This window comes from Pantoea eucrina (assembly GCF_001691555.1).
Lineage (GTDB): Bacteria > Pseudomonadota > Gammaproteobacteria > Enterobacterales > Enterobacteriaceae > Pantoea > Pantoea borealis.
The window spans coordinates 1,944,318-1,966,734 of record NZ_MAYN01000008.1 but is presented as its reverse complement, the minus strand read 5'-3'; the positions used below and the strand labels follow the sequence as shown (position 1 = coordinate 1,966,734).

General features: G+C 60.1%; 22 protein-coding genes. 6 read left to right on the top strand and 16 right to left on the bottom strand.

The window, feature by feature from the left end; translation table 11 throughout:
• Nucleotides 1–42: 42 nt before the first annotated feature.
• Nucleotides 43–1,731, bottom strand: coding sequence for a YbaL family putative K(+) efflux transporter (ybaL, locus tag BBA90_RS15415; RefSeq protein WP_065649912.1), 1,689 nt, complete (start codon nt 1,729–1,731; stop codon nt 43–45).
• A 407-nt stretch (nt 1,732–2,138) separates the two neighbouring features.
• On the opposite strand from ybaL, the gene ushA reads away from it, so the two are divergent.
• Nucleotides 2,139–3,833, top strand: coding sequence for a bifunctional UDP-sugar hydrolase/5'-nucleotidase UshA (ushA, locus tag BBA90_RS15410; RefSeq protein WP_240484908.1), 1,695 nt, complete (start codon nt 2,139–2,141; stop codon nt 3,831–3,833).
• Nucleotides 3,834–3,881: 48 nt separating this feature from the next.
• On the opposite strand, the gene BBA90_RS15405 is transcribed toward ushA, so the two are convergent.
• Complete coding sequence (locus BBA90_RS15405) at nt 3,882–4,313, bottom strand: multidrug/biocide efflux PACE transporter (protein ID WP_065649910.1); 432 nt, start codon at nt 4,311–4,313, stop codon at nt 3,882–3,884.
• A 91-nt stretch (nt 4,314–4,404) separates the two neighbouring features.
• Here BBA90_RS15405 and BBA90_RS15400 point away from each other — a divergent pair, with 91 nt between their 5' ends.
• Complete coding sequence (locus tag BBA90_RS15400; protein WP_065649909.1) at nt 4,405–5,277, top strand: LysR family transcriptional regulator; 873 nt, start codon at nt 4,405–4,407, stop codon at nt 5,275–5,277.
• On the opposite strand, the gene ybaK is transcribed toward BBA90_RS15400, so the two are convergent.
• The 3 genes from ybaK to copA all read right to left on the bottom strand — a co-directional run bounded on the left by ybaK (nt 5,274) and on the right by copA (nt 9,348).
• Nucleotides 5,274–5,753, bottom strand: a complete 480-nt coding sequence (gene ybaK / locus BBA90_RS15395; protein WP_065649908.1) for a Cys-tRNA(Pro)/Cys-tRNA(Cys) deacylase YbaK — start codon at nt 5,751–5,753, stop codon at nt 5,274–5,276. The two genes, BBA90_RS15400 and ybaK, sit on opposite strands and share 4 nt — an antisense overlap.
• 206 nt (nt 5,754–5,959) lie before the next feature.
• On the bottom strand, nt 5,960–6,769 hold the full coding sequence (locus BBA90_RS15390) for a TraB/GumN family protein (protein ID WP_065649907.1): 810 nt from the start codon (nt 6,767–6,769) through the stop codon (nt 5,960–5,962).
• Nucleotides 6,770–6,837: 68 nt separating this feature from the next.
• The gene (copA, locus tag BBA90_RS15385) at nt 6,838–9,348 is read right to left on the bottom strand and encodes a copper-exporting P-type ATPase CopA (protein WP_065649906.1); all 2,511 of its coding nucleotides are present in this window, start codon (nt 9,346–9,348) and stop codon (nt 6,838–6,840) included.
• A gap of 94 nt (nt 9,349–9,442) precedes the next feature.
• Here copA and cueR point away from each other — a divergent pair, with 94 nt between their 5' ends.
• Nucleotides 9,443–9,859 carry a Cu(I)-responsive transcriptional regulator gene (cueR, locus tag BBA90_RS15380; RefSeq protein WP_065649905.1) on the top strand — a complete coding sequence of 139 codons (417 nt, stop codon included), beginning with the start codon at nt 9,443–9,445 and terminating at the stop codon, nt 9,857–9,859.
• Here the strand turns inward: cueR and BBA90_RS15375 are convergent.
• The 5 genes from BBA90_RS15375 to tesA all read right to left on the bottom strand — a co-directional run bounded on the left by BBA90_RS15375 (nt 9,835) and on the right by tesA (nt 13,631).
• Nucleotides 9,835–10,293: an NfeD family protein gene (locus tag BBA90_RS15375; protein WP_065649904.1), complete on the bottom strand. Its 459-nt coding sequence runs from the start codon at nt 10,291–10,293 to the stop codon at nt 9,835–9,837. The two genes, cueR and BBA90_RS15375, sit on opposite strands and share 25 nt — an antisense overlap.
• Nucleotides 10,293–11,207: an SPFH domain-containing protein gene (locus BBA90_RS15370; protein ID WP_065649903.1), complete on the bottom strand. Its 915-nt coding sequence runs from the start codon at nt 11,205–11,207 to the stop codon at nt 10,293–10,295. Before BBA90_RS15370 ends, BBA90_RS15375 begins: the two co-directional genes overlap by 1 nt.
• Before the next feature lie 58 nt (nt 11,208–11,265).
• Nucleotides 11,266–12,120, bottom strand: a complete 855-nt coding sequence (locus tag BBA90_RS15365; protein WP_065649902.1) for a co-chaperone YbbN — start codon at nt 12,118–12,120, stop codon at nt 11,266–11,268.
• A gap of 79 nt (nt 12,121–12,199) precedes the next feature.
• Entirely contained in the window at nt 12,200–12,973 is a 774-nt protein-coding gene (locus tag BBA90_RS15360) for an SDR family oxidoreductase (protein ID WP_065650498.1), read from the bottom strand.
• Between the two features lie 25 nt (nt 12,974–12,998).
• Entirely contained in the window at nt 12,999–13,631 is a 633-nt protein-coding gene (gene tesA, locus BBA90_RS15355; protein ID WP_139074203.1) for a multifunctional acyl-CoA thioesterase I/protease I/lysophospholipase L1, read from the bottom strand.
• On the opposite strand from tesA, the gene ybbA reads away from it, so the two are divergent.
• A complete protein-coding gene (gene ybbA, locus BBA90_RS15350) occupies nt 13,599–14,285 on the top strand; it encodes a putative ABC transporter ATP-binding protein YbbA (RefSeq protein ID WP_039383054.1) in 687 nt (228 codons plus the stop codon). The genes tesA and ybbA overlap by 33 nt on opposite strands.
• Entirely contained in the window at nt 14,282–16,699 is a 2,418-nt protein-coding gene (ybbP, locus tag BBA90_RS15345; protein ID WP_065649901.1) for a putative ABC transporter permease subunit YbbP, read from the top strand. The genes ybbA and ybbP overlap by 4 nt, the downstream gene beginning before the upstream one ends.
• Before the next feature lie 36 nt (nt 16,700–16,735).
• On the opposite strand, the gene purK is transcribed toward ybbP, so the two are convergent.
• The 4 genes from purK to ppiB all read right to left on the bottom strand — a co-directional run bounded on the left by purK (nt 16,736) and on the right by ppiB (nt 19,648).
• Complete coding sequence (gene purK, locus BBA90_RS15340; protein ID WP_065649900.1) at nt 16,736–17,800, bottom strand: 5-(carboxyamino)imidazole ribonucleotide synthase; 1,065 nt, start codon at nt 17,798–17,800, stop codon at nt 16,736–16,738.
• Nucleotides 17,797–18,306 carry a 5-(carboxyamino)imidazole ribonucleotide mutase gene (gene purE, locus BBA90_RS15335; RefSeq protein WP_065649899.1) on the bottom strand — a complete coding sequence of 170 codons (510 nt, stop codon included), beginning with the start codon at nt 18,304–18,306 and terminating at the stop codon, nt 17,797–17,799. Before purE ends, purK begins: the two co-directional genes overlap by 4 nt.
• A 131-nt stretch (nt 18,307–18,437) precedes the next feature.
• Nucleotides 18,438–19,154 carry a UDP-2,3-diacylglucosamine diphosphatase gene (locus tag BBA90_RS15330; protein ID WP_065649898.1) on the bottom strand — a complete coding sequence of 239 codons (717 nt, stop codon included), beginning with the start codon at nt 19,152–19,154 and terminating at the stop codon, nt 18,438–18,440.
• Nucleotides 19,154–19,648 carry a peptidylprolyl isomerase B gene (gene ppiB / locus BBA90_RS15325; RefSeq protein ID WP_039383066.1) on the bottom strand — a complete coding sequence of 165 codons (495 nt, stop codon included), beginning with the start codon at nt 19,646–19,648 and terminating at the stop codon, nt 19,154–19,156. The genes BBA90_RS15330 and ppiB overlap by 1 nt, the downstream gene beginning before the upstream one ends.
• 215 nt (nt 19,649–19,863) lie before the next feature.
• Between ppiB and cysS the strand changes: the two genes are divergently transcribed.
• Complete coding sequence (gene cysS, locus BBA90_RS15320) at nt 19,864–21,249, top strand: cysteine--tRNA ligase (protein ID WP_065649897.1); 1,386 nt, start codon at nt 19,864–19,866, stop codon at nt 21,247–21,249.
• A gap of 33 nt (nt 21,250–21,282) precedes the next feature.
• Here cysS and ybcJ read toward each other — a convergent pair whose 3' ends face one another.
• Nucleotides 21,283–21,495: a ribosome-associated protein YbcJ gene (gene ybcJ, locus BBA90_RS15315; RefSeq protein WP_039383070.1), complete on the bottom strand. Its 213-nt coding sequence runs from the start codon at nt 21,493–21,495 to the stop codon at nt 21,283–21,285.
• Entirely contained in the window at nt 21,495–22,361 is an 867-nt protein-coding gene (gene folD, locus BBA90_RS15310; RefSeq protein WP_065649896.1) for a bifunctional methylenetetrahydrofolate dehydrogenase/methenyltetrahydrofolate cyclohydrolase FolD, read from the bottom strand. The genes ybcJ and folD overlap by 1 nt, the downstream gene beginning before the upstream one ends.
• Nucleotides 22,362–22,417 lie beyond the last annotated feature (56 nt).

The following is a 22,417-nucleotide window of genomic DNA, read 5'->3' as shown; positions in this document are numbered from 1 at the left end:
GCCCGGTTACCTTGCGGGATAATCGGGCAGAAACTGTCACGATTAAATCGGGCATTCGCGGGAAATGGGTTCCACCTCGATCTCTTTTTTCAGCACATTCAGCATGCTGCTGGCAATTTCACGCTCGCCCATCACGACCTGATTCGCTCCGCGATCCATAATATAGGCGACCTCATCGTCATAATGTGCACGGGCGATAATCTCAATATCCTGGCGTTTCTCACGTGCGGCCACCACCACTTCACCCGCTTCATAGCCATTCGGGATGGTCAGCAGCAGCCAGCGGGCGCAGTCAAGCCGCGCCAGCTCCATAGTCTCTGCGCGTGCTGCATTGCCCAGCACCGCTCTGATACCCTGTTCACGCAGCGCTTCAACGCGCGGACGGGAATTTTCCACCACCACCAGCGGAATATCTGCTTCCAGCAGCTGCTGCCCCAGCAGGCTGCCGACGCGTCCATAACCCACAATCACCGCGTGATTACAGATATCCACCGGGATCTGTTTCTCTTCCGCCATCGCCTCTTCCAGCGTCTGCTCTTCAGCGGTTTCAGTTTTATCCAGGTAGCGCTCCAGCAGCGAGAAGAGGATAGGATTCAGCATAATCGACAGAATAGCCGCCGCCAGCACCAGGTTGCGCCCCTCTTCACTGAGCAAATCGAGTGAAATGCCGAGGCCGGCAAGAATAAAGGCAAATTCACCAATCTGCGCCAGGCTGACCGAAATGGTCAGCGCGGTGCGGCGTGAGTGCCCCAGCAGAGTGACCAGCGCCCAGGCGGCGATTGATTTACCCAGTACCACGATGGCGAGCGCGCCCAGTACCGCCAGCGGCTGTTCAATCAGGATCATCGGGTTAAACAGCATGCCGACTGAGACAAAGAACAGCACGGCAAAGGCGTCGCGCAGCGGCAGCGTGTCGCGTGCCGCGCGGTGGCTCAGCTCGGATTCGTTCAGCACCATGCCGGCGAAGAAGGCGCCAAGGGCGAAGGAGACATCAAAGAACTCTACTGCACCAAAGGCGATACCCAGCGCCAGCGCCAGCACCGACAGGGTAAAGAGTTCACGCGAGCCGGTAGCCGCGCTTTTTGCCAGGATCCACGGGATCACGCGACGGCCTACCACCATCATCAGCACCATAAAGGCGGCCACTTTACCGATGGTCAGCAGCAGATCCCATGCCAGCAGGGTCGGGCTGGCATTGCCCTGCTCCAGCATACCGGCGATGGCAGGCAGCAGCACCAGCGTCAGCACCATGACCAGGTCTTCCACAATCAGCCAGCCGATCGCGATCTGGCCGCGCTGGCTGTCAATCAGCTGTCTCTCCTCCAGCGCCCGCAGCAGCACTACGGTACTGGCCGTAGAGAGACACAGGCCAAACACCAGGCCGGTCATCCATGACCAGCCCATGGTCCAGGAGAGCCCCATTCCCAGCAGCGTCGCCACCGCAATTTGCGCCACGGCGCCGGGAATGGCGATCGACTTTACCGCCATCAGATCTTTCAGTGAGAAGTGCAGTCCGACGCCAAACATCAGCAGAATCACGCCCAGCTCTGCCAGTTCAGGTGCCAGATTGGTATCCGCAACAAAGCCTGGCGTAAAAGGGCCCGCGACCACGCCGGCAACCAGATAGCCTACCAGCGGAGAGATGCGCAGGCGGTTGGCCAGCATGCCAAGGAGAAACGCGAGGACCAGGCCCCCGACAATAGTGGTGATCAACGGTGTGGTGTGATGCATGCCTGTCTCCTTGTGTGCAAATGTGTCCGCTTGTAACAACCAAGTGTAATGCAAATCCTGCTGCAGCGTTTAGACAATTGCGGGATGAAAGCTGAATAAACTGAAAAAATGCAATGAAAAACGTGCCGAAGCGCTATTTTCGGCAGTTATCCTGGCCTGCAGATAGCGATAATGCATTACGGCAGCGCTAAAAAGCGCAGCATTGCCGGTGCGCCCTGTCGGGCAGAACAGATGAAAATAGCAGCGGATACTGCCTTTCGGCTTGAGTTAAGGCAAGAACTGTGCGACACAGAGGGCAGAAATCTGTCAGGTCCACGATGTGGTGGAAAAAACCGAACAAGGAGAGCGTTGTGTTGTTACTTACCCCTAAAAAGCCCTGGCTGGCGCTGCTGGTTTTGCTGGTGCCGATGCTGGCGCAGGCGTGGCAAACCGATCGCAGCTATCGTTTCAGCATCCTGCATACCAACGATCATCATGGCCATTTCTGGAGTAACGCACAGGGTGAGTATGGGCTGGCAGCACAAAAGACCCTGATGGACCAGCAGCGTTATGATGTACAGGCGCGCGGAGGAGGGGCACTCATCCTCTCTGCCGGGGATATTAACACCGGCGTGCCGGAGTCAGATTTACTGAATGCAGAGCCTGACATTCGCGGCATGAATCTGGTTGGCTATGACGCTATGGCGCTGGGAAACCACGAATTTGATAAGCCCCTGAGCGTGCTGGAACAGCAGCAAAAGTGGGCGCGTTTCCCTTTTCTCGCTGCCAATATCTATCAAAAAGGCAGCGATCGGCGACTGTTTTCGCCCTGGGCCATATTTAACCGTATGGGCCTGAAAATAGCGGTTATCGGGCTGACCACTACGGATACGCTGCGTATCACCAATCCGGAAAACGTTGCAGAGCTTGAGATACGCGATCCGGTTAAAGAGACGCTGAAAGCGGTAGCAGAGCTGCGCGCAACGGAGAAACCCGATGTGATTATCGCGCTGACGCATATGGGGCACTATGACGACGGCCAGCACGGCAGTAACGCCCCGGGCGACGTTGAGCTGGCGCGCAGTCTGCCGCCTGGCACCCTGAGTGTTATCGTGGGCGGCCACTCACACGATGCCGTCTGTATGGCGCAGGCTAACAGCAGCGTTCCGGATTACCAGCCGGGCCAGCCCTGCCAGCCCGATCGGCAAAATGGCGTCTGGATCATGCAGGCTAAGGAGTGGGGCAAATATGTCGGTCGCGGCGATTTTACCTTTCGCAATGGCGAGCTGACGCTGGAAAATTATCAGCTCATTCCGGTTAATTTGAAGCATAAAGTCACAAATCAGGATGGCAGTGAAACCTGGCTGCCTTATCAGGAGCCGATCGTCCCTAATACGGCGATGATGAAGCTGCTGACGCCTTTCCAGCTGCGCGCCGGTAAACAGCTGGATGTAGCCGTTGGCCGCAGTGACGGGCTGTTTGTCGGCGAGCGCAATAAAGTCCGCTTTGAGCAAACCAATCTGGCACAGCTGATCCTGCGTGCGCAGATGGCCGCGACCAAAGCAGATGTGGGAGTGATCAGCGGCGGCGGCATCCGCACGTCGCTGGCAGCAGGCGAACTGCGCCTGCGCGATCTGCTGCAGGTGCAGCCGTTTGGCAATCAGGTGGTGTCGGTCACGCTGAGCGGTGAGGCGCTGCAGGACTATCTTGCCCGCGTGGCGAATATTAAAACCAACTCCGGCGGCTTTGCTCAGTTAGCTGGCGTCAGCCTGGTGGCCGATGGTAAATCAGTCAGTGATGTCAAAATCAACGGGAAGCCGCTGGAGAAGAAGAAGACCTATCGCCTCGCCACTAACAGCTTTAACGCCAGCGGCGGCGATGGCTATCCGCAGCTGACGACGCTGGCAGGCTACCGTAATAGCGGTCTGCGCGATGCTGATGTGCTGCGCGACTACGTCACTCAGCATTCGCCGCTGAAAACCGCTGATTTTGTGCCACCAGCCATAGTACATCTGACCGATGAGCAGGTGCGGGAGCGCGACAGGGCGCTGGAAAAACAGCGTAAGCGCAGTTATCCGCGTATGTTCCTGGCGTGGATCTGGCCACGCGCGGCGCAGGATTAAGGGAGAATGACCACGCTGCTTCCGCCGGGAGGCAGCGTGGTCCCTGCATCACGCGCGGCACGACGCCTGCGCAAACCAGCGCAGGCGCAGCTTATCCCAGACCCAGTTGTAAACCATGGTGTAAGGCAGGAAAAACAGAAAAAAGCCCACCTCTACCAAAAACGCGTTAAGCAGCGAAATATGCAGCATGCCGGCGGCAATCGGCAGACCAATCAGAATGAATCCGCCTTCAAAACAGAGCGCATGCAGGGCGCGCAGCCCCAGCCCGCGTTTCTGATGCGGCGGCCAGATGCGATCGAACAGCGTGTTATAGATCATGTTCCACAGCATCGCGACGGTAGAGAGTGCGATTGCCAGCGTGCCCATCTGGAACAGCGGCTTATCCATAATCCATGCTGCCAGCGGCGCGATGGTCACAATAGCCAGGCCCTCAAAGCCCACGGCGTGAAGAATACGTTCTTTCAGCGAACGGGTACGCATAAATAACCTCCGGTTACGTAATCACGCGCATTTTCGCACTGCACGCATCTGAGATAAAATGAGCGTCTATCGAAAAAAGCGATGGTAAACCATGAAATACTCTCCGGAATCCCTTGAGGCTTTTGTCCAGACCGTTGCAAGCGGCTCTTTCTCTGCCGCCGCCCGCGCGCTGGCAAAAAGCCAGTCCACCATCAGCGCTGCCATTGCTAACCTGGAAATTGATTTAGGTTTTACGCTGTTTGACCGTCGCGGCCGTCAGCCGGTGCTGACGCCGCAGGGTGAGCGCGCGCTGGCTCAGGTGCAGCAGATTCTGGCCGCCAGTCAGCGGCTGGATGAGCTGGCGCTGCGCCTGTCGCAGGGCGTAGAGCCGCGCCTGAGTCTGGCTATTTCCGATTTCTGGCAGGCCGACCACCATGAACATCTGCTGACGCGGTTTGATGCCCGCTACCCCGACATCGACTTTGAATGCATGATCGCAGAGGATGAGGATGTGCTGGATCTGCTGCAGGCGGGGCGGGTGCATCTGGGCGTGGTTCGCACGCAGCCCGTGCTGCCGCCCGATCTGGCGGTGGCCCGGCTGCAGGTGGAGGCGCAGATGGCAATTTTCCTGCATCAGGACCACGCGCTGGCGCAGCAGGATCAGGTAAGTGAAGCGCAGCTCAGCGCGCTGCGGCAGCTGCGGCTGAACACCTGGGTACAGACGCGCGGACCGCTGCCGGCGGCGGGGCGAACCTGGTCAGCGCCGACGTATCTGCTGCTGCTGGAGATGGCGGAGCAGGGGTTTGGCTGGAGCGTGCTGCCGCGCTGGCTGGTGGAGCAGTTTGGCCATCAGGTTCTGAAAGAGCTTTGCGTTCCCGGCTGGCCGCAGCATATCGCAGTGGATGTGGTCTGGTCGCGGCGCAATCCGCCCGGCCCGGCCGGGCGCTGGATGATCGATCAGCTTTGCGCGCAGCAGCCCGATTAATCGCCGCGTGCCACGTCAGCCAGGGTGGCATTCAGCAGCCGCGCCAGATCCTGCGCGGCCAGTTCAATGTCGAGACCGCGTTTGCCGCCGGAGATAAAAATCGTGTCAAACGCTGATGCCTGCCGGTCGATCACCGTTGGCAGGCGTTTTTTCTGGCCCAGCGGACTGATGCCGCCCAGCAGGTAGCCGGTGACGCGCTGCGCCAGCTGCGGATCGGCCATCTCTGCTCGCTTTGCGCCCAGCGCTTTTGCCACTTTTTTTAGATCAAGCTGGGACGCAACCGGCGTAACCGCCACTGCCAGCGCTTTCGCATCACCGTTCAGCGCGACCAGCAGCGTTTTAAACACCTGCCGCGCATCAAGATTGAGCTTGCGCACCGCTTCATCGCCGAAGTTCGTTTCATGACTGTCATGCTCATAGGGGTGCAGCGTAAACGCCACGCCATTTTTTTCCAGAAGTTTGACTGCAGGGGTCATCGTTAATCCTTACGACAAAAATTCTTCTCAAAGATTGCAGTAATAACAGTGGCGAAAATCTGAACTTTGCGCGAGAATTATCCCGCGCCACTTACCCTGGCGATAACCAAAATCATAAACAAATTCCTCTTTGACAGGTCGATAGTGATATCGGCCTTCTTTTTTTATCTTATCCTTCTGCCAGGCCTGTGCGGCCAGGCGTCTGGCTACGTCTGCTTCTGTTTCAGCAAACCGGGCAGATTATCATCGCCATAAAGATGAAGTGCGCCAACGGCAACCAGATAGCGACCGGATGGCAGCGCCAGCAGCTGTTCACGCCATTGCTGATTACGGTTGCGCATCAGCGTATCGCTCAGCTCACCGCCAAACGTGGCGGGCAGCGACACCGGCTGCTGCGCGGGGGGCGCTTCAAGCCACCAGCTGATCATCGTCTGCAGCAGGCGTGCATTAGTATGCCAGTGCTCAAGCGTGTCCACCAGCAGCGCCCGGCCCTCCTGCGGCAGGGATTTCAGCAGCGCGATCTGCGTCTCCGGCCCCTCCAGCTCAATGACCGGCTTGTCTGCGGCCTTTGCTGCCTGCAGCAGCTGATAATCGATACCATACTCCGGACGCAGTCCGAGCCGCTGCGCCTGGTGCGCCTGCAGCATCAGCGCTATCTGCCAGCAGGGCAGGGTATCAAACAGCGTACTCTCCAGCCCCAAATCCCTGCACAGCGTCTGCAGCCGCGTCAGTGTGGCGCTATCCAGCCGGGTGTGCAGCGGCGGTAAATCTGCTGTATCGGCAAAGGGAGAGCCGCCACGCGTGATATCCGCTTCCACAATCAGCGCATCCGCTTTCTGCAGCTGGCGCAAGAGCCCGGCCGGCAGAGGCTGCATGTTGCGCGTCCCCATATGAATACTGCCGGTCAGATGCAGCTGCCGGTCGCCCAGGCGCATATCCATTGCCGGCCAGCGGTAGGCAGACGGAAAAAGCGCGGCGATCCGCTGCCAGAGACGTTGCCAGATAGAGCTGTTCATGTCCGCTCCTATTAGGGTAAAACGCCCATGCTAGCGATTTATGCCGGCTAAAAACAGCGCGCTGGCTGCTATTGCCGCCCGGGCGGAGTAAAACGCAGCAGGCGGTTTGCATTGCTGACCACGGTGATAGAAGAGAGGGCCATTGCTGCCCCTGCGACGATCGGACTCAGCAGCAGGCCGGTAAAGGGATAGAGTACGCCCGCTGCAATCGGAATGCCCAGGCTGTTATACACAAATGCGCCCAGCAGATTCTGACGCATATTACGCAGCGTGGCCTGTGAAATAGCCAGTGCATCCGCCACACCGTGCAGGTCGTTACGCATCAGCGTCAGCGCCGCGGTTTCTACCGCCACATCGCTGCCGTTGCCCATTGCAATACCGGTATCCGCCTGTGCTAACGCCGGCGCATCGTTAATGCCGTCACCTACCATCATGACCCGGCATCCCTGCTGCTGCAGGCGGCTTATGGCTTCTGCCTTGCCCTCTGGCAGCACGCCGGCAATCACTTCATCAATTCCCGCTTCAGCGGCGATTGCGCTGGCGGTGGCCTGATGATCGCCCGTCAGCATCACCAGCCGGTAGCCAGCCTGATGCAGACGCTGCAGCACAGCTTTGCTCTCTGGTCGCAGGTTATCGCGCAGCGCGAGCAGGCCCAGCAGCTGGTGCGCATCGGCCAGCAGCACCGGCGTGGCACCCGTTGCAGCGATGCGTGCGATATCTGCCCGCGCGGCGTCATAGTTAATCTGCTGCTCATCGAGCAGGGTCGTATTGCCCAGCAGCAGAGTCTGGCCTGCCACCTGCGCGCTCACGCCCCTGCCGCGCAGCGTCCGGAAGCGGGTGATCTCTGCGGCCGGCGGCTGCGGCGCGGCAGCGAGGATCGCACTGGCCAGCGGATGCGTGGATCCCTGCTCCAGCTCTGCTGCCGCCTGCAGGATCTGCTGTTGATCCCAGTCTGCATAGCGGCAGATCTCGCCGATCTGCGGCGATCCCAGCGTCAGCGTACCGGTTTTATCAAATACTATCGTATTGGTTTCGCTGGCGTGCTGCAGCGCGTCAGCATCGCGCACCAGAATACCCAGTTCTGCCGCCCGGCCGGTACCGGCGATAACCGACATCGGCGTGGCCAGTCCCAGCGCACAGGGACAGGCGATAATCAGGACGGTGGTAATAATTACCAGCGCATAGGCGAGCTGCGGTTGCGGCCCGACCAGATACCAGGTAAGCCCGCTCAGCAGCGCAATTGCCACGACGACCGGTACAAAGACGGCAGAGATGCGATCGGCGAGGCGACCTATCTCCGGTTTGCTGCTTTGTGCCTGACGTACCAGATTGATAATACGCGCCAGCGTCGTGTGACTGCCGGTGGCGCTGGCCACAAAGCGCAGCGTGCCATCCTGCACCACCGTGCCGGCATAAACCTTACTGCCAGGCGCTTTCTCCTGCGGCACGGCTTCGCCGGTAAGCATCGCTTCATCGCACCAGGCTTCACCCTGCGTGACGTCGCCGTCCACCGGCACCCGATCGCCGGTGACCAGTTTCAGGGTCATACCGGCGGTGACGGCGCTCAGCGGCAGCTGCTGCTCACCCTGGTCGGTAACCACGCACGCCTGAGCCGGGGTCAGATCCAGCAGCCGCTCCAGCGCCCGCGAGGCGCGCTGACGGGCACGCTGCTCCAGCGCGTGCCCAAGGTTAATCAGACCGATGATCATCACGCTGGCTTCAAAATAGAGATGGCGTGCCTGCACCGGAAAAAATTCCGGCCACAGCGCCACGCTCATGGAGTAGAGCCAGGCGGCGCCGGTGCCGAGCGCCACCAGCGTATCCATAGTGGCCGTGGCAAATCGCAGGCTGCGCCAGGCGCTGCGGTAAAAGTGGCCACCGGCAATGATCATTACCAGCAGCGTAACGGCGCCCAGCGTACGCCACAGCGTCTGATTCGCTGGCGTCAGCATCATGTGATCGCCTGCCATCCCCCAGAACATCATCGGAATGCCAAAACCCAGCGCCAGCGCCGACTGCCAGCTGAAGCGACGCATCGCCTGACGCGCGCTCGCCTGCTGACGCTCGCGCCGGCGCTGCTCATCTTCGATCGCTTCAGCGCTGTAGCCTGCACCCTCCACGGCGGCAATCAGCGCCGGTGCGTTAACTTCGCCCAGCACCAGCGCGCTGCGTTCGCCGAGGTTAACGCGCGCTTCGGTGACACCGGGTACCGCGCGCAGCGCGTTCTCTACCCGGCTGACGCAGCTGGCACAGCTCATGCCTGCTATCAGCAGATGCTGTACCGGCAGCGCCGCTTCTGCCGGCTGAGAGGCCGTTGTCAGCGCCTCCGGCGGCGGCTCCTGAGCTGTCAACGGATCAGGCTTTGGGGAGGTAGCCTCAGGCTGCAGCGTGGCGTGGTAGCCAGCCTGCTCCACAGTGGCGATCAGATCGCTGGCGCTGGCAGCGCCGGTCACGCGCGCTTGCTGTTGCGTGACCTCCGCCTGCTCCACGTCGCTGCGCTGTTCCAGCGCCTCTTTAACCCGTTTGACGCAGTGGCCGCAGGAAAGTCCCTCCAGCGCGAGTGTTTGTATATCTGACATCATGGTCTCCTTAATGAACAGAGTTGACCGGCTGCACCGGTTGCAGTAGTTATAAGCGTAAACCTTCCATTCGGGGGAAGGTCAAGGAGCCAGCATGAATATCAGCGACGTCGCCAGAAAAACCGGGCTGACCAGTAAAGCGATCCGCTTTTATGAAGAGAAAGGGATCGTGACACCGCCGCTGCGTAGCGAAAATGGCTACCGGCATTATGACGAACGCCATCTGGAAGAGCTGCACCTGCTGCGCCAGGCGCGCCAGGTTGGCTTTACGCTGGATGAGTGCCGCGAGCTGGTGGCGCTGTTCAACGATCCTGCGCGGCACAGTGCGGATGTCAAAGCGCGCACGCTGCAGAAGGCTGATGAAATTGCGGCACATATTGAAGAGCTGCACGCCATGCGGGCGCGCCTGCTGTCGCTGGCAGAGGCGTGTCCCGGCGATGAGGGCGCCGAGTGCCCGATAATTGATCAGCTGGCGGGCTGCTGCGGTCACACCGGTGGCAAGCGCGGCTGAATCAGCAGCGTGATCCCTTCAACCGCCGTGACGGTCACCCGCGTGCCCGCTGGCAAATCGTCTGCTGCCTGCACGCGCCAGCTGCTGTCACCAATCTGTACATGGCCGATACCACTTTTAAGCGGTGCCTCCAGCGTTAGCTGCCGGCCAATCAGCTCTTTACCGCGCTGGTTCAGCGTGTTTGGCTGCTGCTGCCCAGCCTGATGTCGCATCCAGCCATACCAGCCCAGCGCGCTCAATAGGGTCAGCGCGGCAAACAGTAGCCCCTGGCCAGCCCAGGAGAAAGGCCACAGCCACTCGGCCAGCCCTACCAGCAGCGCCGCCATACCACACCAGAGCAGATAGCCGCTGGTGCCCAGCATTTCGGCTGCCAGCAGCAGCCCGCCAAGCGTCAGCCAGAACCAGTGTGGGTGGGCGATCAGCTCCATCAGCATCACGGTGCCTGCTCCTGACGACGCTCTTTCAGCAGTTCACTGATGCCCGCTACCGAGCCGATCAGGCTGCTGGCATCAAGCGGCATCATCACGACTTTGCTGTTGCCGGCTTCGCCGATTTTCTGCAGCGCATCAGTATATTTCTGCGCCACAAAGTAGTTAATCGCCTGGATATTACCGGCGGCGATCGCGTCAGACACCATGCGCGTGGCGTTCGCTTCCGCCTCTGCCTGCCGCTCACGCGCCTCGGCCTGTAAAAAGGCAGAAGTGCGCTCACCCTCTGCTTTCAGGATCTGTGACTGCTTGTCACCTTCAGCACGCAGTATGGCAGCCTGACGTACGCCTTCAGCGGCCAGAATATCGGCGCGCTTGGTACGTTCAGCTTTCATTTGTGCATTCATGGCGGCAATCAGCTCCTGCGGTGGCCGCACATCACGGATCTCAATGCGGGTGATTTTTACGCCCCAGGGGTTCGTGGCTTCATCAACGATATGCAGCAGGCGGGTATTGATATTGTCACGCTGCGACAGCATCTCATCGAGCTCCATGCCGCCAAGGACCGTGCGAATATTAGTCATCGTGAGATTAATGATCGCCAGCTCCAGATTACTGACCTCATAGGCGGCACGCGCCGGATCCACAACCTGAATAAAACAGACAGCATCAATGGTGACGTTGGCGTTGTCTTTGGAGATGATCTCCTGTGAGGGGATATCGAGCACCTGCTCCATCATATTGATGCGGCGGCCCACGCGATCCATAAACGGCACCACCAGATTAAGGCCCGGCGACAGCGTACGGGTGTAGCGTCCGAAGCGCTCTACCGTCCACTGATAGCCCTGCGGAACAATCTTGATACCGGCCCATACAATCACCAGCACCAGCACGATGAGAACAGGAATAGCGGTCAGCATATAACCTCCTGGCTGTCAGATAACCGGGCCGAGTCGCTTCGGCCCGTCTGCGTACCCGTCAGTAGAGCAGCGAATAGAGCTGGCGGCGATAGCGCGAGGCGAGGGCGTCGCCGGTGCCGAGCGCGGCCAGGATCTCCTGGAACATTTTACGCACTTCACCGTCACCGGCAGCGAGATCGCTTTTCAGAAAGCCCAGCAGCAGCTCCAGCGCCTCTTCATTACGGCCTACCTGATGCAGCTGTAATGCAAGTTTAGCAGCGAGGGCAGCGTTCTGCGGCTCGGCGTTCAGCTGCTCCTGCAGCAGCTGAATTTCAGGCGTATCCGCCGCCTGCTTCAACAGGTCGATCTGCGAAATCAGGCTCTGATAGCGCGTATCCTGATCCTGCAGCGGCACCACATCCAGCACCGCTTCAGCTTCATCACTGCGGTTCAGGGTGATCAGCACTTCTGCCAGCAGAAAGCCAATCTCACTGTTTTTATTACTCAGCTGCCAGGCATCTTTCAGCAGCGGCAGCGCTTCCAGCGGCTTGTTCTGCTGTATCAGCTCCATGGCCTGCTGCGCTTTCAGCTCCTCTTCGCGCGGCAAAACTTTTTCCAGCAGCGCGCGGATCGCCTCTTCCGGCTGCGGGCCCTGAAAACCATCTACCGGCTGTCCATTCTGGAACAGATAAACCGTGGGCAGCGAGCGCAGGCCGAACTGAGATGCCACCACTGGCTCATTGTCGCAGTCAAGCTTTGCCAGCAGGAACTGGCCGGCATACTCCTGTGCCAGACGCTCCAGCACCGGGGTCAGCTGCAGGCAGTGCTGACTGCGTTCAGACCAGAAATAGAACAGAACCGGCAGCTGCATGGATTGCTCCAGCGTCTGCTGCAGATTGGACTCATTGATATCGGTGATCAAAGCGTGTGACATGAAAAACGCTCCTGGCAGAAAGTGTTTAGAGAATATGGGGATAAAGTGGCCCGCTTCAAGCGCTGGCTGATGTTACCGCTCAGTTGCTGCGCAAAATGCGATCCAGCATCCAGCCTGGCAGCAGCCGTTTCAGAAAACTCATGCCCCAGGCCACCAGCGTCACCGGATAGCGCAGCCGCGGGTGACGGCTCTCCAGCGCATGGCGCAGTTTGGGTAAAATCGCCTCCGGCGGCAGGGTAAAGCGTGCGGCGATACCGGGATTCTGCACCGGCTTCTCCTGTTCACCCTGCTGCACGTTATCGGTGAAGCGCGTGGCGATAGGTCCCGGCTCTATCAGGCTGACGCGCACGCCGCTGGCGCGCACCTCCATACGCAGCGCATCGCTCCACGCTTCCAGCGCCCACTTACTGGCGGCATAGGCACCACGCCCCGGGGTGGAGATCAGTCCCAGCACCGAGCTGGTATTGATAATGCGGCCGTCGCCGCTGTTCTGCAGCGCCGGCAGCAGCCGCATCGTCAGCTGATGGGTGCCAAACAGATTGGTGGAGAACTGCTTCTCAAGCTGCTGGCGGCTGACGCTGCTCAGCGGCCCGTACTGGCCAAATCCGCCGTTATTAAATAGCCCGTGCAGGCAATGCCCGGTGAGTGCCAGCACCTGTTCTGCCGCGGCATCCACACTCGCGGCATCATCAAGGTCGAGCCGGATGCCGGTATACCCCAGTGCTGTCATCCGCGCGACATCTTCCGCACGGCGGCAGGCGGCAAGCACGTGATAGCCGCGCGCCTGCAAATCGCTGGCAGCTGCCAGCCCGATACCGCTGGAGCAGCCGGTGATCAAAACCGATTTTTGCATTTCTTTACCTGTAAAATCGCACGGCTCAGCGTGCGTCATGCTTAACTAGCGGAGCCAGCGCGTCAGCCATTATGCGGGCAATGAACGGCTGCGCATCCGGATTGGGATGAATACCATCCTGCTGCATCCACTCCGGCTTCAGATAGACCTGCTCCATAAAAAAGGGTACCAGCGGCAGGCTATACTCTTCCGCCAGGCGCGGATAGATGGCGCTGAACGCGTCAGTGTATCGTCGTCCATAATTAGCGGGCAGCCGGATCTGCATCAGCAGCGGCTGCGCGTCAGCGGCTTTTACCGCACTGATAATCGCACGCAGATCCTGCGCGATAGCCTGCGGCGGAAAACCGCGTAAACCATCATTACCGCCCAGTTCGATTAACACCCAGCGCGGCTGATGCTGTTTTAATAGTGCAGGCAGCCGGGCCAGACCCTGGCCGGCGGTATCACCGCTGATGCTGGCGTTCACGACTTTTGGCTGCTGCTGCCAGCGCGTACTGAGCAGGGCAGGCCAGGCGGCGCTGGCAGACATCCGGTAGCCGGCGCTCAGGCTGTCGCCTAATACCATCAGGGTATCGGCCGCAGCAATGCGCGATACCAGCAGCAGCACCATACACAGGAAGGGATAATGCCAGCGGAAAACATTGTTGCGGTTCATCATCTTACTAAGTCCGTCGGTCAGGGTGAGCATCAGCTCTCAATCCTTACCGGAGTTGAGCTGGTTGTCAAACCAGCCGAGACGCTCGCGCTGATTGGCGAATCGGGATCGGGGAAGTCGACGCTGCTGGGGATCCTTGCCGGGCTGGATGATGGCAGCAGCGGCGAGGTACACCTTCTGGGGCAGCCGCTGCACCGCATGAACGAAGAGCAGCGCGCGGCGCTGCGCGCCCGTGAAGTCGGTTTTGTGTTTCAGTCATTTATGCTGGTGCCCACGCTGAACGCGCTGGAGAACGTACAGCTGCCGGCGCTGCTGCGCGGTGAAAGCGACCGCGACAGCCGTGCACAGGCCAGCGAACTGCTGGCACAGCTCGGCCTGAAAGCACGCCTGCATCATCTGCCGGCGCAGCTCTCAGGGGGCGAACAGCAGCGGGTGGCGCTGGCACGCGCGTTTAGCGGGCGTCCCGGCCTGCTGTTTGCGGATGAACCCACCGGTAATCTGGATCGTCAGACCGGAGAGCGCATTGCCGATTTACTGTTCTCGCTCAACCGTGATTACGCCACGACGCTGATCCTGGTTACTCACGATGAGCAGCTGGCAGCGCGCTGCGATCGGCGGCTGCGGCTGCGTGACGGCAAGCTGTGGGAGGAAGCATGATCTGGCGCTGGTTCTGGCGCGAATGGCGCTCGCCTTCGCTGCTGATCGTCTGGCTGGCGCTGACGCTGGCGGTGGCCTGCATGCTGGCGCTGGGATCCATCAGCGATCGCATGGAGAAAGGACTCAGCCAGCAGAGCCGCGATTTTATGGCGGGCGATCGTACGCTGCGCAGCAGCCGGCCGGTGCCGGAAGCCTGGCTGACACAGGCGCGTGAGGAGGGGTTAGCGATCAGTCGTCAGCTCAGCTTCACCACCATGACCTTTGCGCAGGAGACGCCGCAGCTGGCAGATGTCAAAGCGGTGGATAACGCCTATCCGATGTTTGGTACGCTGCAGACTGAGCCCCCGGGCCTGCGTCCGGTTGCGGGCAGCGTGCTGGTCGCACCGCGTTTGCTGGCGCTGCTGGATCTGCGCGTCGGCGAGCCGATAGAGGTCGGCGACGCCACGCTGCGTATTGCCGGTACGGTAATTCAGGAGCCGGACAGCGGGTTTAATCCCTTCCAGACGGCGCCTCGTCTGTTAATGAACCTTGCCGATGTTGAGAAAACCGGTGCCATTCAGCCCGGCAGCCGCCTGAGCTGGCGCTATAAGTTTTCCGGCGATGCGACCCCGCTGGCGCGCTACGATCGCTGGATTGAACCGCGCCTTAAAGCGGGCGAACGCTGGATAAGTACGGAAAATTCAGAGGATGCGCTGGGCCGCTCCATGCAGCGTGCGCAGCAGTTTCTGCTGCTCTCAGCGTTGCTGACGCTGCTGCTGGCCATCGCAGCCGTGGCGGTAGCGATGAGCCACTACTGTCGCAGCCGTTACGATCTGGTGGCGGTGCTGAAAACGCTGGGGGCCACGCGGCGTGCGCTGCAGCGGCTGATTATCGGTCAGTGGCTGGCGGTGTTGCTGTTAGCGGGCATAACCGGCAGCGCGCTGGGGCAGGGGATCGAACTGCTGCTGCTTACTATGCTGAAGCCGGTGCTGCCTGCGTCACTGCCAGCCGCCAGCCTCTGGCCATGGTTCTGGGCGCTGGGCACCCTGTTTGTTATCTCCCTGCTGGTGGGGCTGCGTCCTTATCGTCTGCTGATGGCTACCCAGCCGCTGCGCGTACTGCGACGCGATGCGGTGGCGCGCGTCTGGCCGCTGCGCCTCTATCTGCCGGTAATGGCGCTGGTGGTGGTTGCATTGCTGGCACTGCTGCTGGGGGGGAGCAAAATGCTCTGGGCGCTGCTCACCGGCGTGCTGCTGCTGGCGCTGCTGCTCGCTGTGCTGGGCTGGGGTACGCTGCTGCTGCTGCGCCGGCTGGTGGTGCGTAACCTGGCACTGCGGCTGGCAATTAATCGTCTGCTGCGACAGCCGGCAATGACGCTGAGCCAGCTGGCCGCGTTCTCACTCTCTTTTATGCTGCTGGCGCTGCTGCTGGTTATGCGCGGCGATCTGCTCGATCGCTGGCAGCAGCAGCTGCCGCCGGATGCGCCAAACTATTTTCTGCTGAATATTACGCAGGCGCAGGTGCCGCAGGTGCGCGATTTTTTGCAGCAGCATCAGATCAAACCGGAAACCTTTTATCCCGTGGTGCGCGCGCGTCTGGTTGAACTGAACGGCAAAGCGGCCGATCCCCGTCAGGATAATGCGCTGAACCGCGAACTCAATCTGACCTGGCAGGCGCAGCGGCCGGATCATAACCCGCTGCTGGCCGGCAGCTGGCCCCCGCGGGCAGGGGAAGTTTCGATTGAAGCGGAGCTGGCGCAGCGACTGGGCGTTAAGCCAGGTGATACGCTGACTTTCAGCGGTGATACTCAGCAGTTCAGCGCACGCATCAGCAGTCTGCGTAAGGTGGACTGGGAGAGTCTGCGGCCCAACTTCTTCTTTATCTTTCCACCCGGTGCGCTGGATCAGCAGCCGCAGACCTGGCTGACCAGCTTTCGCATGGCGAACGACCCGGCGCTGCTGGCGCAGCTGAACCGGGCGTTTCCGACGCTGAGTCTGCTCGATATTGGCAGCATCATGAAACAGATTGGCCAGGTGCTGGCGCAGGTGAGCCAGGCGCTGGAAATCATGGTGGTGCTGGTGACGCTGTGTGGTGTCCTGCTGCTGCTGGCGCAGATCCAGATTGGCATGCGTCAGCGCCGTCAGGAGCTGGTGGTCTATCGCACGCTGGGGGCGAGCAGGCGGCTGCTGCGCGGCACGCTGTGGTGTGAGTTTGCTCTGCTCGGCGTGGTTTCCGGAATAGCGGCTGCGCTGGGTGCAGAGGCCGCACTATGGGCACTGCAGCGTAAAATCTTTGATTTTCCCTGGCAGCCCGACTGGACGCTGTGGTTTGCGCTACCGCTGTGCGGGGCGCTTCTGCTGTCGCTGTGCGGCGGCTGGCTGGGGGTGCAACTGCTGAAAGGAAAAGCGCTGTTCCGGCGCTTTGACGCGGCGTAACCGGGGGCCCTCAGGCTGAGGGGCCCCGCCAGCAAATCAGAGCTTTGCCTGCGCCCAGGCGAGGCCTGAGGCATATTCCGGCGGCAGCAGCGGCTGCAGCGCGTGCAGGGCAGCGGCAAGACGTGACGGCTCGCTGTCGGTGAGGTTCAGGTGTCCCACCTTGCGGCCGGGGCGTACCGCTTTGCCATACCAGTGCAGGTGCACCAGCGGCTGCGTCAGCCAGGCATGATTTACGTCGCTGCCGATCAGGTTCACCATCACTGACGGTGCAAATACCGCCGGCTGCGGCAGCGGCAGACCGAGGATGGCGCGCAGATGCAGCTCAAACTGGCTGATGGACGCGCCGTTCTGCGTCCAGTGACCGCTGTTGTGGACGCGCGGCGCCAGCTCATTAATCAGCAGCCCCTGCGGCGTGATAAAGCACTCCATCGCCATGACGCCCACGTAATCCAGCGCCTGCATAATGGCGCTGAGCATGGTTTCCGCCTGCTGCTGCTGCGTGGCGTCAGCCTGCGGAAACGCCACGCTGGTGCGCAGAATGCCCTCTTCGTGCAGGTTATGCGTCAGCGGGTAGAACACCATGCTGCCATCCTGACCGCGCGCGCCTACCAGCGATACTTCACCGCTGAAATTAATGCCCTGTTCGACAATGCATTCGCCGTAGCACTCAGCGGGTAAGGTCGCTGTTTCACCCGCCCGCAGCCGCCACTGGCCGCGGCCGTCATAACCGCCGGTGCGGCGTTTGACAATCGCCAGTTCGCCCAGCTTCTCAAACACCGCCGGCCACTCATCAGGCGCGGCCAGCAGCTGCCACGGTGCGGTAGCCAGACCAAGCTCATCCAGCAGCTGCTTCTGCGTCAGACGATCGGCAAGACGCGGGAAGATATCGCGATTCACAAACGCGGGGTGGCGGGCAAGCTCGCGCGTCAGGGCGGTTTCCGGCCAGCGTTCAATCTCGGCGGTGATCACGCTCTCTGCAATGGGCAGCGAGGCGGGCTCCGCATCCAGTCCCACCGGGTAGACCGCAATACCCAGCGGCTCAGCCGCCTGGCGCAGCATACGGCCCAGCTGACCGTTACCCAATACGCATACCGGCTTCATGACTGACCCCGCGGATCCGGATTCTCCAGCACCTCATCGGTCTGCGCCTGGCGCCACGCGCTAAGACGCGACGCCAGTGCCGCATCGTGGGTGGCCAGGATCTGTGCGGCCAGCAGCGCCGCGTTGGCTGCGCCCGCTTTACCAATGGCCAGCGTCCCCACCGGAATGCCGCGCGGCATCTGAACAATCGAGTAGAGGCTGTCAACACCGCTCAGCGCGGCGCTCTGCACCGGTACGCCCAGCACCGGCACCAGCGTTTTTGCTGCGATCATGCCGGGCAGATGCGCAGCACCGCCGGCGCCCGCAATGATCACCTGGTAGCCCTGTGCGGCGGCACCTTCAGCAAAACTGAACAGCTTGTCCGGGGTGCGGTGGGCAGAGACCACCTCCACGTGAAAGGGAACGTCCAGGCTGTTGAGAATTTCCTCGGCGAACTGCATGGTAGCCCAGTCACTTCTGGAACCCATGACGATGGCGATACGGGCCGGGGCGGCGGTGGATGACATGCGGTCAACTCCTGTGAATAGACAGACGAACCTGGCCGGTGAGGCAGGTAAGAAGGGCACAGAGAATAGCATGAGATAGCAGCAAGGAAAACGGTTGCGCGGCCAGAAAACGGGCAATTGTACCCGCGCAATCAGAAGGGGAAAGCGATCAGTTTTACGCCGCTGGCGTCAAGCTGGATCATGGAACCTGCATCGTGCCACGCCCCAAGGACGGCGCGCTGCGCGGGAAGGCCATTCAGAGAGAGCGTATGAATTTCCGGCCGGTGCGTATGGCCGTGGATCAGCAGCGGGGCCTGCTGGCGCTGCATGGCTGCCGCCACCGCCTGCGGGTTCACATCCATAATGGACTGCGATTTATGCTGGTTCGCCTGCTGGCTGCCGGCGCGCATTCTGGCCGCGATGCGCAACCGCAGACGCAGTGGCAGCGCCAGAAACAGCCGCTGCAGCCAGCGCTGGTGCACCTTTGCGCGAAAACGCTGATAGCCAGCATCGTCGGTGCAGAGCGTGTCACCGTGCATAATCAGCACGCGCTGACCATACAGCTCCAGCACCTGCTCCTCTGGCAATAGCGTCATGCCGCTGGCCTGGGCAAAGCGTTTGCCCAGCAGAAAATCGCGGTTGCCGTGAATAAAAAACACCGGCACCGGCAGCGCGCGCAGGGCAGCGGCGATCTGCTGATGCAGCGGATTGGGATCGTCATCGCCAATCCAGGCTTCAAACAGATCGCCCAGGATGTAAAGCGCCTCGCACTCACGCGCTTCACCCTGCAAAAAATGCAGAAAACCGGCAGTAATTGCCGGTTCTTCCTGACACAGATGCAGATCTGCGATAAACAGCGTACGCGACATTACTCGCTGACGGTCACTTTCTGGATGACAACGTCTTCGGTCGGCACGTCCTGATGCATACCGCTGCGGCCGGTTTTCACCGCTTTGATCTTCTCAACCACGTCCATGCCTTCAACCACTTCAGCAAACACGCAGTAGCCCCAGCCCTGCAGGCTTTCGTCACGGAAGTTCAGGAAGTCGTTGTCAGCAACGTTGATGAAGAACTGTGCGGTTGCCGAGTGCGGTGCCTGGGTACGCGCCATCGCCAGCGTGCCTTTGGTGTTTTTCAGGCCGTTGTTCGCTTCGTTGCGAATTTCAGCTTTAGTGGCTTTCTGCTTCATGCCCGGTTCGAAACCGCCGCCCTGAACCATAAAGCCATTGATGACACGGTGGAAAATAGTGTTGTCATAAAAACCTTCACGGCAGTAGTCCAGGAAGTTCTGTACGGTGGCCGGCGCTTTATCATCAAAGGTTTTGATTACGATATCGCCATGGTTCGTCTGGAAAGTGACCATTATATTCGTCCTGTGGAGGTTGTATTCAGTATCAGTTGCCGCGTTCGCATGCGGACGGGCATTTTGTCGACGCCTCTTATATCATAATTTCCCGGAACGCGTCAGCAAGGCAACGGCATCTGGTATCTCAGCGATGCACAAGTCAGAAAAATACGGCACAATATCAGGCTACCAAAGAAGGCGTCTCCCGCACACGATAAAAACGGAACCGTTCAATGCTAAAGATCTATAACACCCTGAGTCGACAGAAAGAGGAATTTAAACCTATTCATGCTGGTGAAATCGGCATGTACGTGTGTGGTATTACGGTTTACGACCTCTGTCATATCGGCCATGGGCGTACGTTTGTGGCATTTGACGTGGTGGCGCGCTACCTGCGCTATATTGGCTATCAGCTGAAGTATGTGCGTAATATCACTGATATTGATGACAAAATTATTCGCCGCGCTAACGAAAATGGCGAAACCATTGAGACGCTGACCAACCGCATGATTGCGGAGATGCACCAGGATTTTGCCGCACTGGGCATTCTGCCACCGGATCTGGAACCGCGTGCCACGCGCCATATCGCGGAAATTATCGAGCTGGTGCAGCGGCTGATTGAGCGCGGTCACGCCTATGTGGCGGACAACGGCGATGTGATGTTTGACGTGCTGAGCGATACCGATTATGGCGCGCTGTCGCGTCAGGATCTGGAGCAGCTGCAGGCGGGCGCCCGTGTGGAAGTGGCAGACGTAAAACGCAACCCGATGGATTTCGTGCTGTGGAAGATGTCCAAAGCCGATGAGCCATCGTGGGAATCGCCGTGGGGCAACGGCCGCCCTGGCTGGCACATTGAGTGCTCTGCCATGAACTGCAGGCAGCTTGGCAGCCACTTTGATATTCACGGCGGCGGCTCTGACCTGATGTTTCCGCATCACGAAAATGAAGTGGCGCAGTCCACCTGCGCGCACGACGGTCCCTATGTCAATTACTGGATGCACTCCGGGATGGTGATGGTTGACCGTGAGAAGATGTCAAAATCACTCGGCAACTTCTTCACCGTGCGCGATGTGCTGCAGCACTATGATGCTGAAACGGTACGTTACTTCCTGATGTCGGGGCACTATCGCAGCCAGCTTAACTACGGCGAAGATAACCTTAACCAGGCGCGCGCGGCGCTGGAGCGTCTTTACACCGCGCTGCGGCATACCGATACCGGCGCAGCGCCTGCCGGTGGCGAAGCGTTTGAAGCGCGTTTTCGGGCGGCGATGGATGATGACTTCAACACGCCGGAAGCCTATTCGGTACTGTTTGATATGGCGCGCGACGTGAACCGTCTGAAGAGCGAAGATAAAGCGGCGGCTGACGGCCTGGCGGCCAGACTGCGCGAGCTGGCGAATGTGCTGGGGATCCTGCAGCAGGATCCGGAGCTGTTCCTGCAGAGCGGAGCGCAGACGAATAATGACGAAGTCGCAGAGATTGAGCAGCTGATCAAAATGCGCAACGACGCGCGTCAGGCGAAAGACTGGGCGCAGGCGGATGTGGCACGTGACCGGCTCAACGCGCTCGGCATTGTGCTGGAAGATGGTCCGCAGGGCACCACCTGGCGACGTAAATAAGAAAAAAGGGCGAACCCGGGTTCGCCCTTTTTGTTATGCAACAACCGTGATGCGCTGGCCAGCAAACTCTACCGTCTGTCCGGCGACGATTTTACAGCGCTTGCGCGTTTCAATCGCCCCGTTCACGCGCACTTCACCTTCATCAATCACCGCTTTGGCCTGCGCGCCGCTCTCTACCCAGCCTTCCAGCTTCAGCAGATCGCACAGATCAACGTGCTGATGTTTACCCAGTGAGAAACTCGCCATTATGCTTCCTCCACGTCGTGATACGCTTCGCACGCCAGCAGCGTGTTTTCAATTAAAGTGGCTACCGTCATCGGCCCGACCCCGCCCGGGACTGGCGTAATGTAAGAGGCGCGCTCAGCGGCAGCGGCAAAATCAACGTCGCCCACCACTTTACCGCTCTCCAGCCGGTTGATGCCGACATCAATCACCACCGCGCCTGGTTTGATCCAGTCACCCGGAATAAAACCGGGCTTGCCCACGGCCACGACCAGCAGATCGGCGTGCTCCACGTGATGGCGCAGATCGCGGGTGAAGCGGTGAGTAACCGTCGTGGTACAGCCTGCCAGCAGCAGCTCCATGCTCATCGGGCGGCCAACGATGTTAGACGCGCCGACCACTACGGCGTTCAGGCCATAGGTATCGATGTTATAGCGCTCCAGCAGCGTGACGATACCGCGCGGCGTGCAGGGACGCAGCTTTGGCGCGCGCTGGCAGAGACGACCTACGTTATAGGGATGGAAACCATCCACATCTTTATCCGGCGTGATGCGCTCCAGCACCTTGACGTTGTCGATCCCGGCTGGCAGCGGCAGCTGCACCAGAATGCCGTCAATGGTCGGGTCACTGTTTAGCTCATCAATCAGCGCCAGCAGCTCGCTTTCACCGGTAGAGTCGGGCAGGTTGTAAGCACGGGAGACAAAGCCCACCTCTTCGCAGGCGCGACGTTTATGGGTGACGTAGATCTGCGAAGCAGGGTTTTCGCCTACCAGAATCACGGCCAGACCCGGCGCACGTTTACCCGCTGCCAGGCGCTGCTGCACTTTTTCCGCAACTTCGCTACGCACCTGCTGCGCAATCGTTTTACCGTCAATAATTTTTGCTGCCATCAGAGAGGAAATCCATCTGTAGAGAGTTAAATCGGGGATGGCGCCTATTCTGGCAG

Coding starts and splice junctions, on each gene's coding strand:
- ybaL (WP_065649912.1), bottom strand. CDS start 1,731: ATGCATCACACCACACCGTTGATCACCACTATTGTCGGGGGCCTGGTC.
- ushA (WP_240484908.1), top strand. CDS start 2,139: ATGCTGGCGCAGGCGTGGCAAACCGATCGCAGCTATCGTTTCAGCATC.
- BBA90_RS15405 (WP_065649910.1), bottom strand. CDS start 4,313: ATGCGTACCCGTTCGCTGAAAGAACGTATTCTTCACGCCGTGGGCTTT.
- BBA90_RS15400 (WP_065649909.1), top strand. CDS start 4,405: ATGAAATACTCTCCGGAATCCCTTGAGGCTTTTGTCCAGACCGTTGCA.
- ybaK (WP_065649908.1), bottom strand. CDS start 5,753: ATGACCCCTGCAGTCAAACTTCTGGAAAAAAATGGCGTGGCGTTTACG.
- BBA90_RS15390 (WP_065649907.1), bottom strand. CDS start 6,769: ATGAACAGCTCTATCTGGCAACGTCTCTGGCAGCGGATCGCCGCGCTT.
- copA (WP_065649906.1), bottom strand. CDS start 9,348: ATGTCAGATATACAAACACTCGCGCTGGAGGGACTTTCCTGCGGCCAC.
- cueR (WP_065649905.1), top strand. CDS start 9,443: ATGAATATCAGCGACGTCGCCAGAAAAACCGGGCTGACCAGTAAAGCG.
- BBA90_RS15375 (WP_065649904.1), bottom strand. CDS start 10,293: ATGCTGATGGAGCTGATCGCCCACCCACACTGGTTCTGGCTGACGCTT.
- BBA90_RS15370 (WP_065649903.1), bottom strand. CDS start 11,207: ATGCTGACCGCTATTCCTGTTCTCATCGTGCTGGTGCTGGTGATTGTA.
- BBA90_RS15365 (WP_065649902.1), bottom strand. CDS start 12,120: ATGTCACACGCTTTGATCACCGATATCAATGAGTCCAATCTGCAGCAG.
- BBA90_RS15360 (WP_065650498.1), bottom strand. CDS start 12,973: ATGCAAAAATCGGTTTTGATCACCGGCTGCTCCAGCGGTATCGGGCTG.
- ybbA (WP_039383054.1), top strand. CDS start 13,599: ATGCCAGCGGAAAACATTGTTGCGGTTCATCATCTTACTAAGTCCGTC.
- tesA (WP_139074203.1), bottom strand. CDS start 13,631: ATGATGAACCGCAACAATGTTTTCCGCTGGCATTATCCCTTCCTGTGT.
- ybbP (WP_065649901.1), top strand. CDS start 14,282: ATGATCTGGCGCTGGTTCTGGCGCGAATGGCGCTCGCCTTCGCTGCTG.
- purK (WP_065649900.1), bottom strand. CDS start 17,800: ATGAAGCCGGTATGCGTATTGGGTAACGGTCAGCTGGGCCGTATGCTG.
- purE (WP_065649899.1), bottom strand. CDS start 18,306: ATGTCATCCACCGCCGCCCCGGCCCGTATCGCCATCGTCATGGGTTCC.
- BBA90_RS15330 (WP_065649898.1), bottom strand. CDS start 19,154: ATGTCGCGTACGCTGTTTATCGCAGATCTGCATCTGTGTCAGGAAGAA.
- ppiB (WP_039383066.1), bottom strand. CDS start 19,648: ATGGTCACTTTCCAGACGAACCATGGCGATATCGTAATCAAAACCTTT.
- cysS (WP_065649897.1), top strand. CDS start 19,864: ATGCTAAAGATCTATAACACCCTGAGTCGACAGAAAGAGGAATTTAAA.
- ybcJ (WP_039383070.1), bottom strand. CDS start 21,495: ATGGCGAGTTTCTCACTGGGTAAACATCAGCACGTTGATCTGTGCGAT.
- folD (WP_065649896.1), bottom strand. CDS start 22,361: ATGGCAGCAAAAATTATTGACGGTAAAACGATTGCGCAGCAGGTGCGT.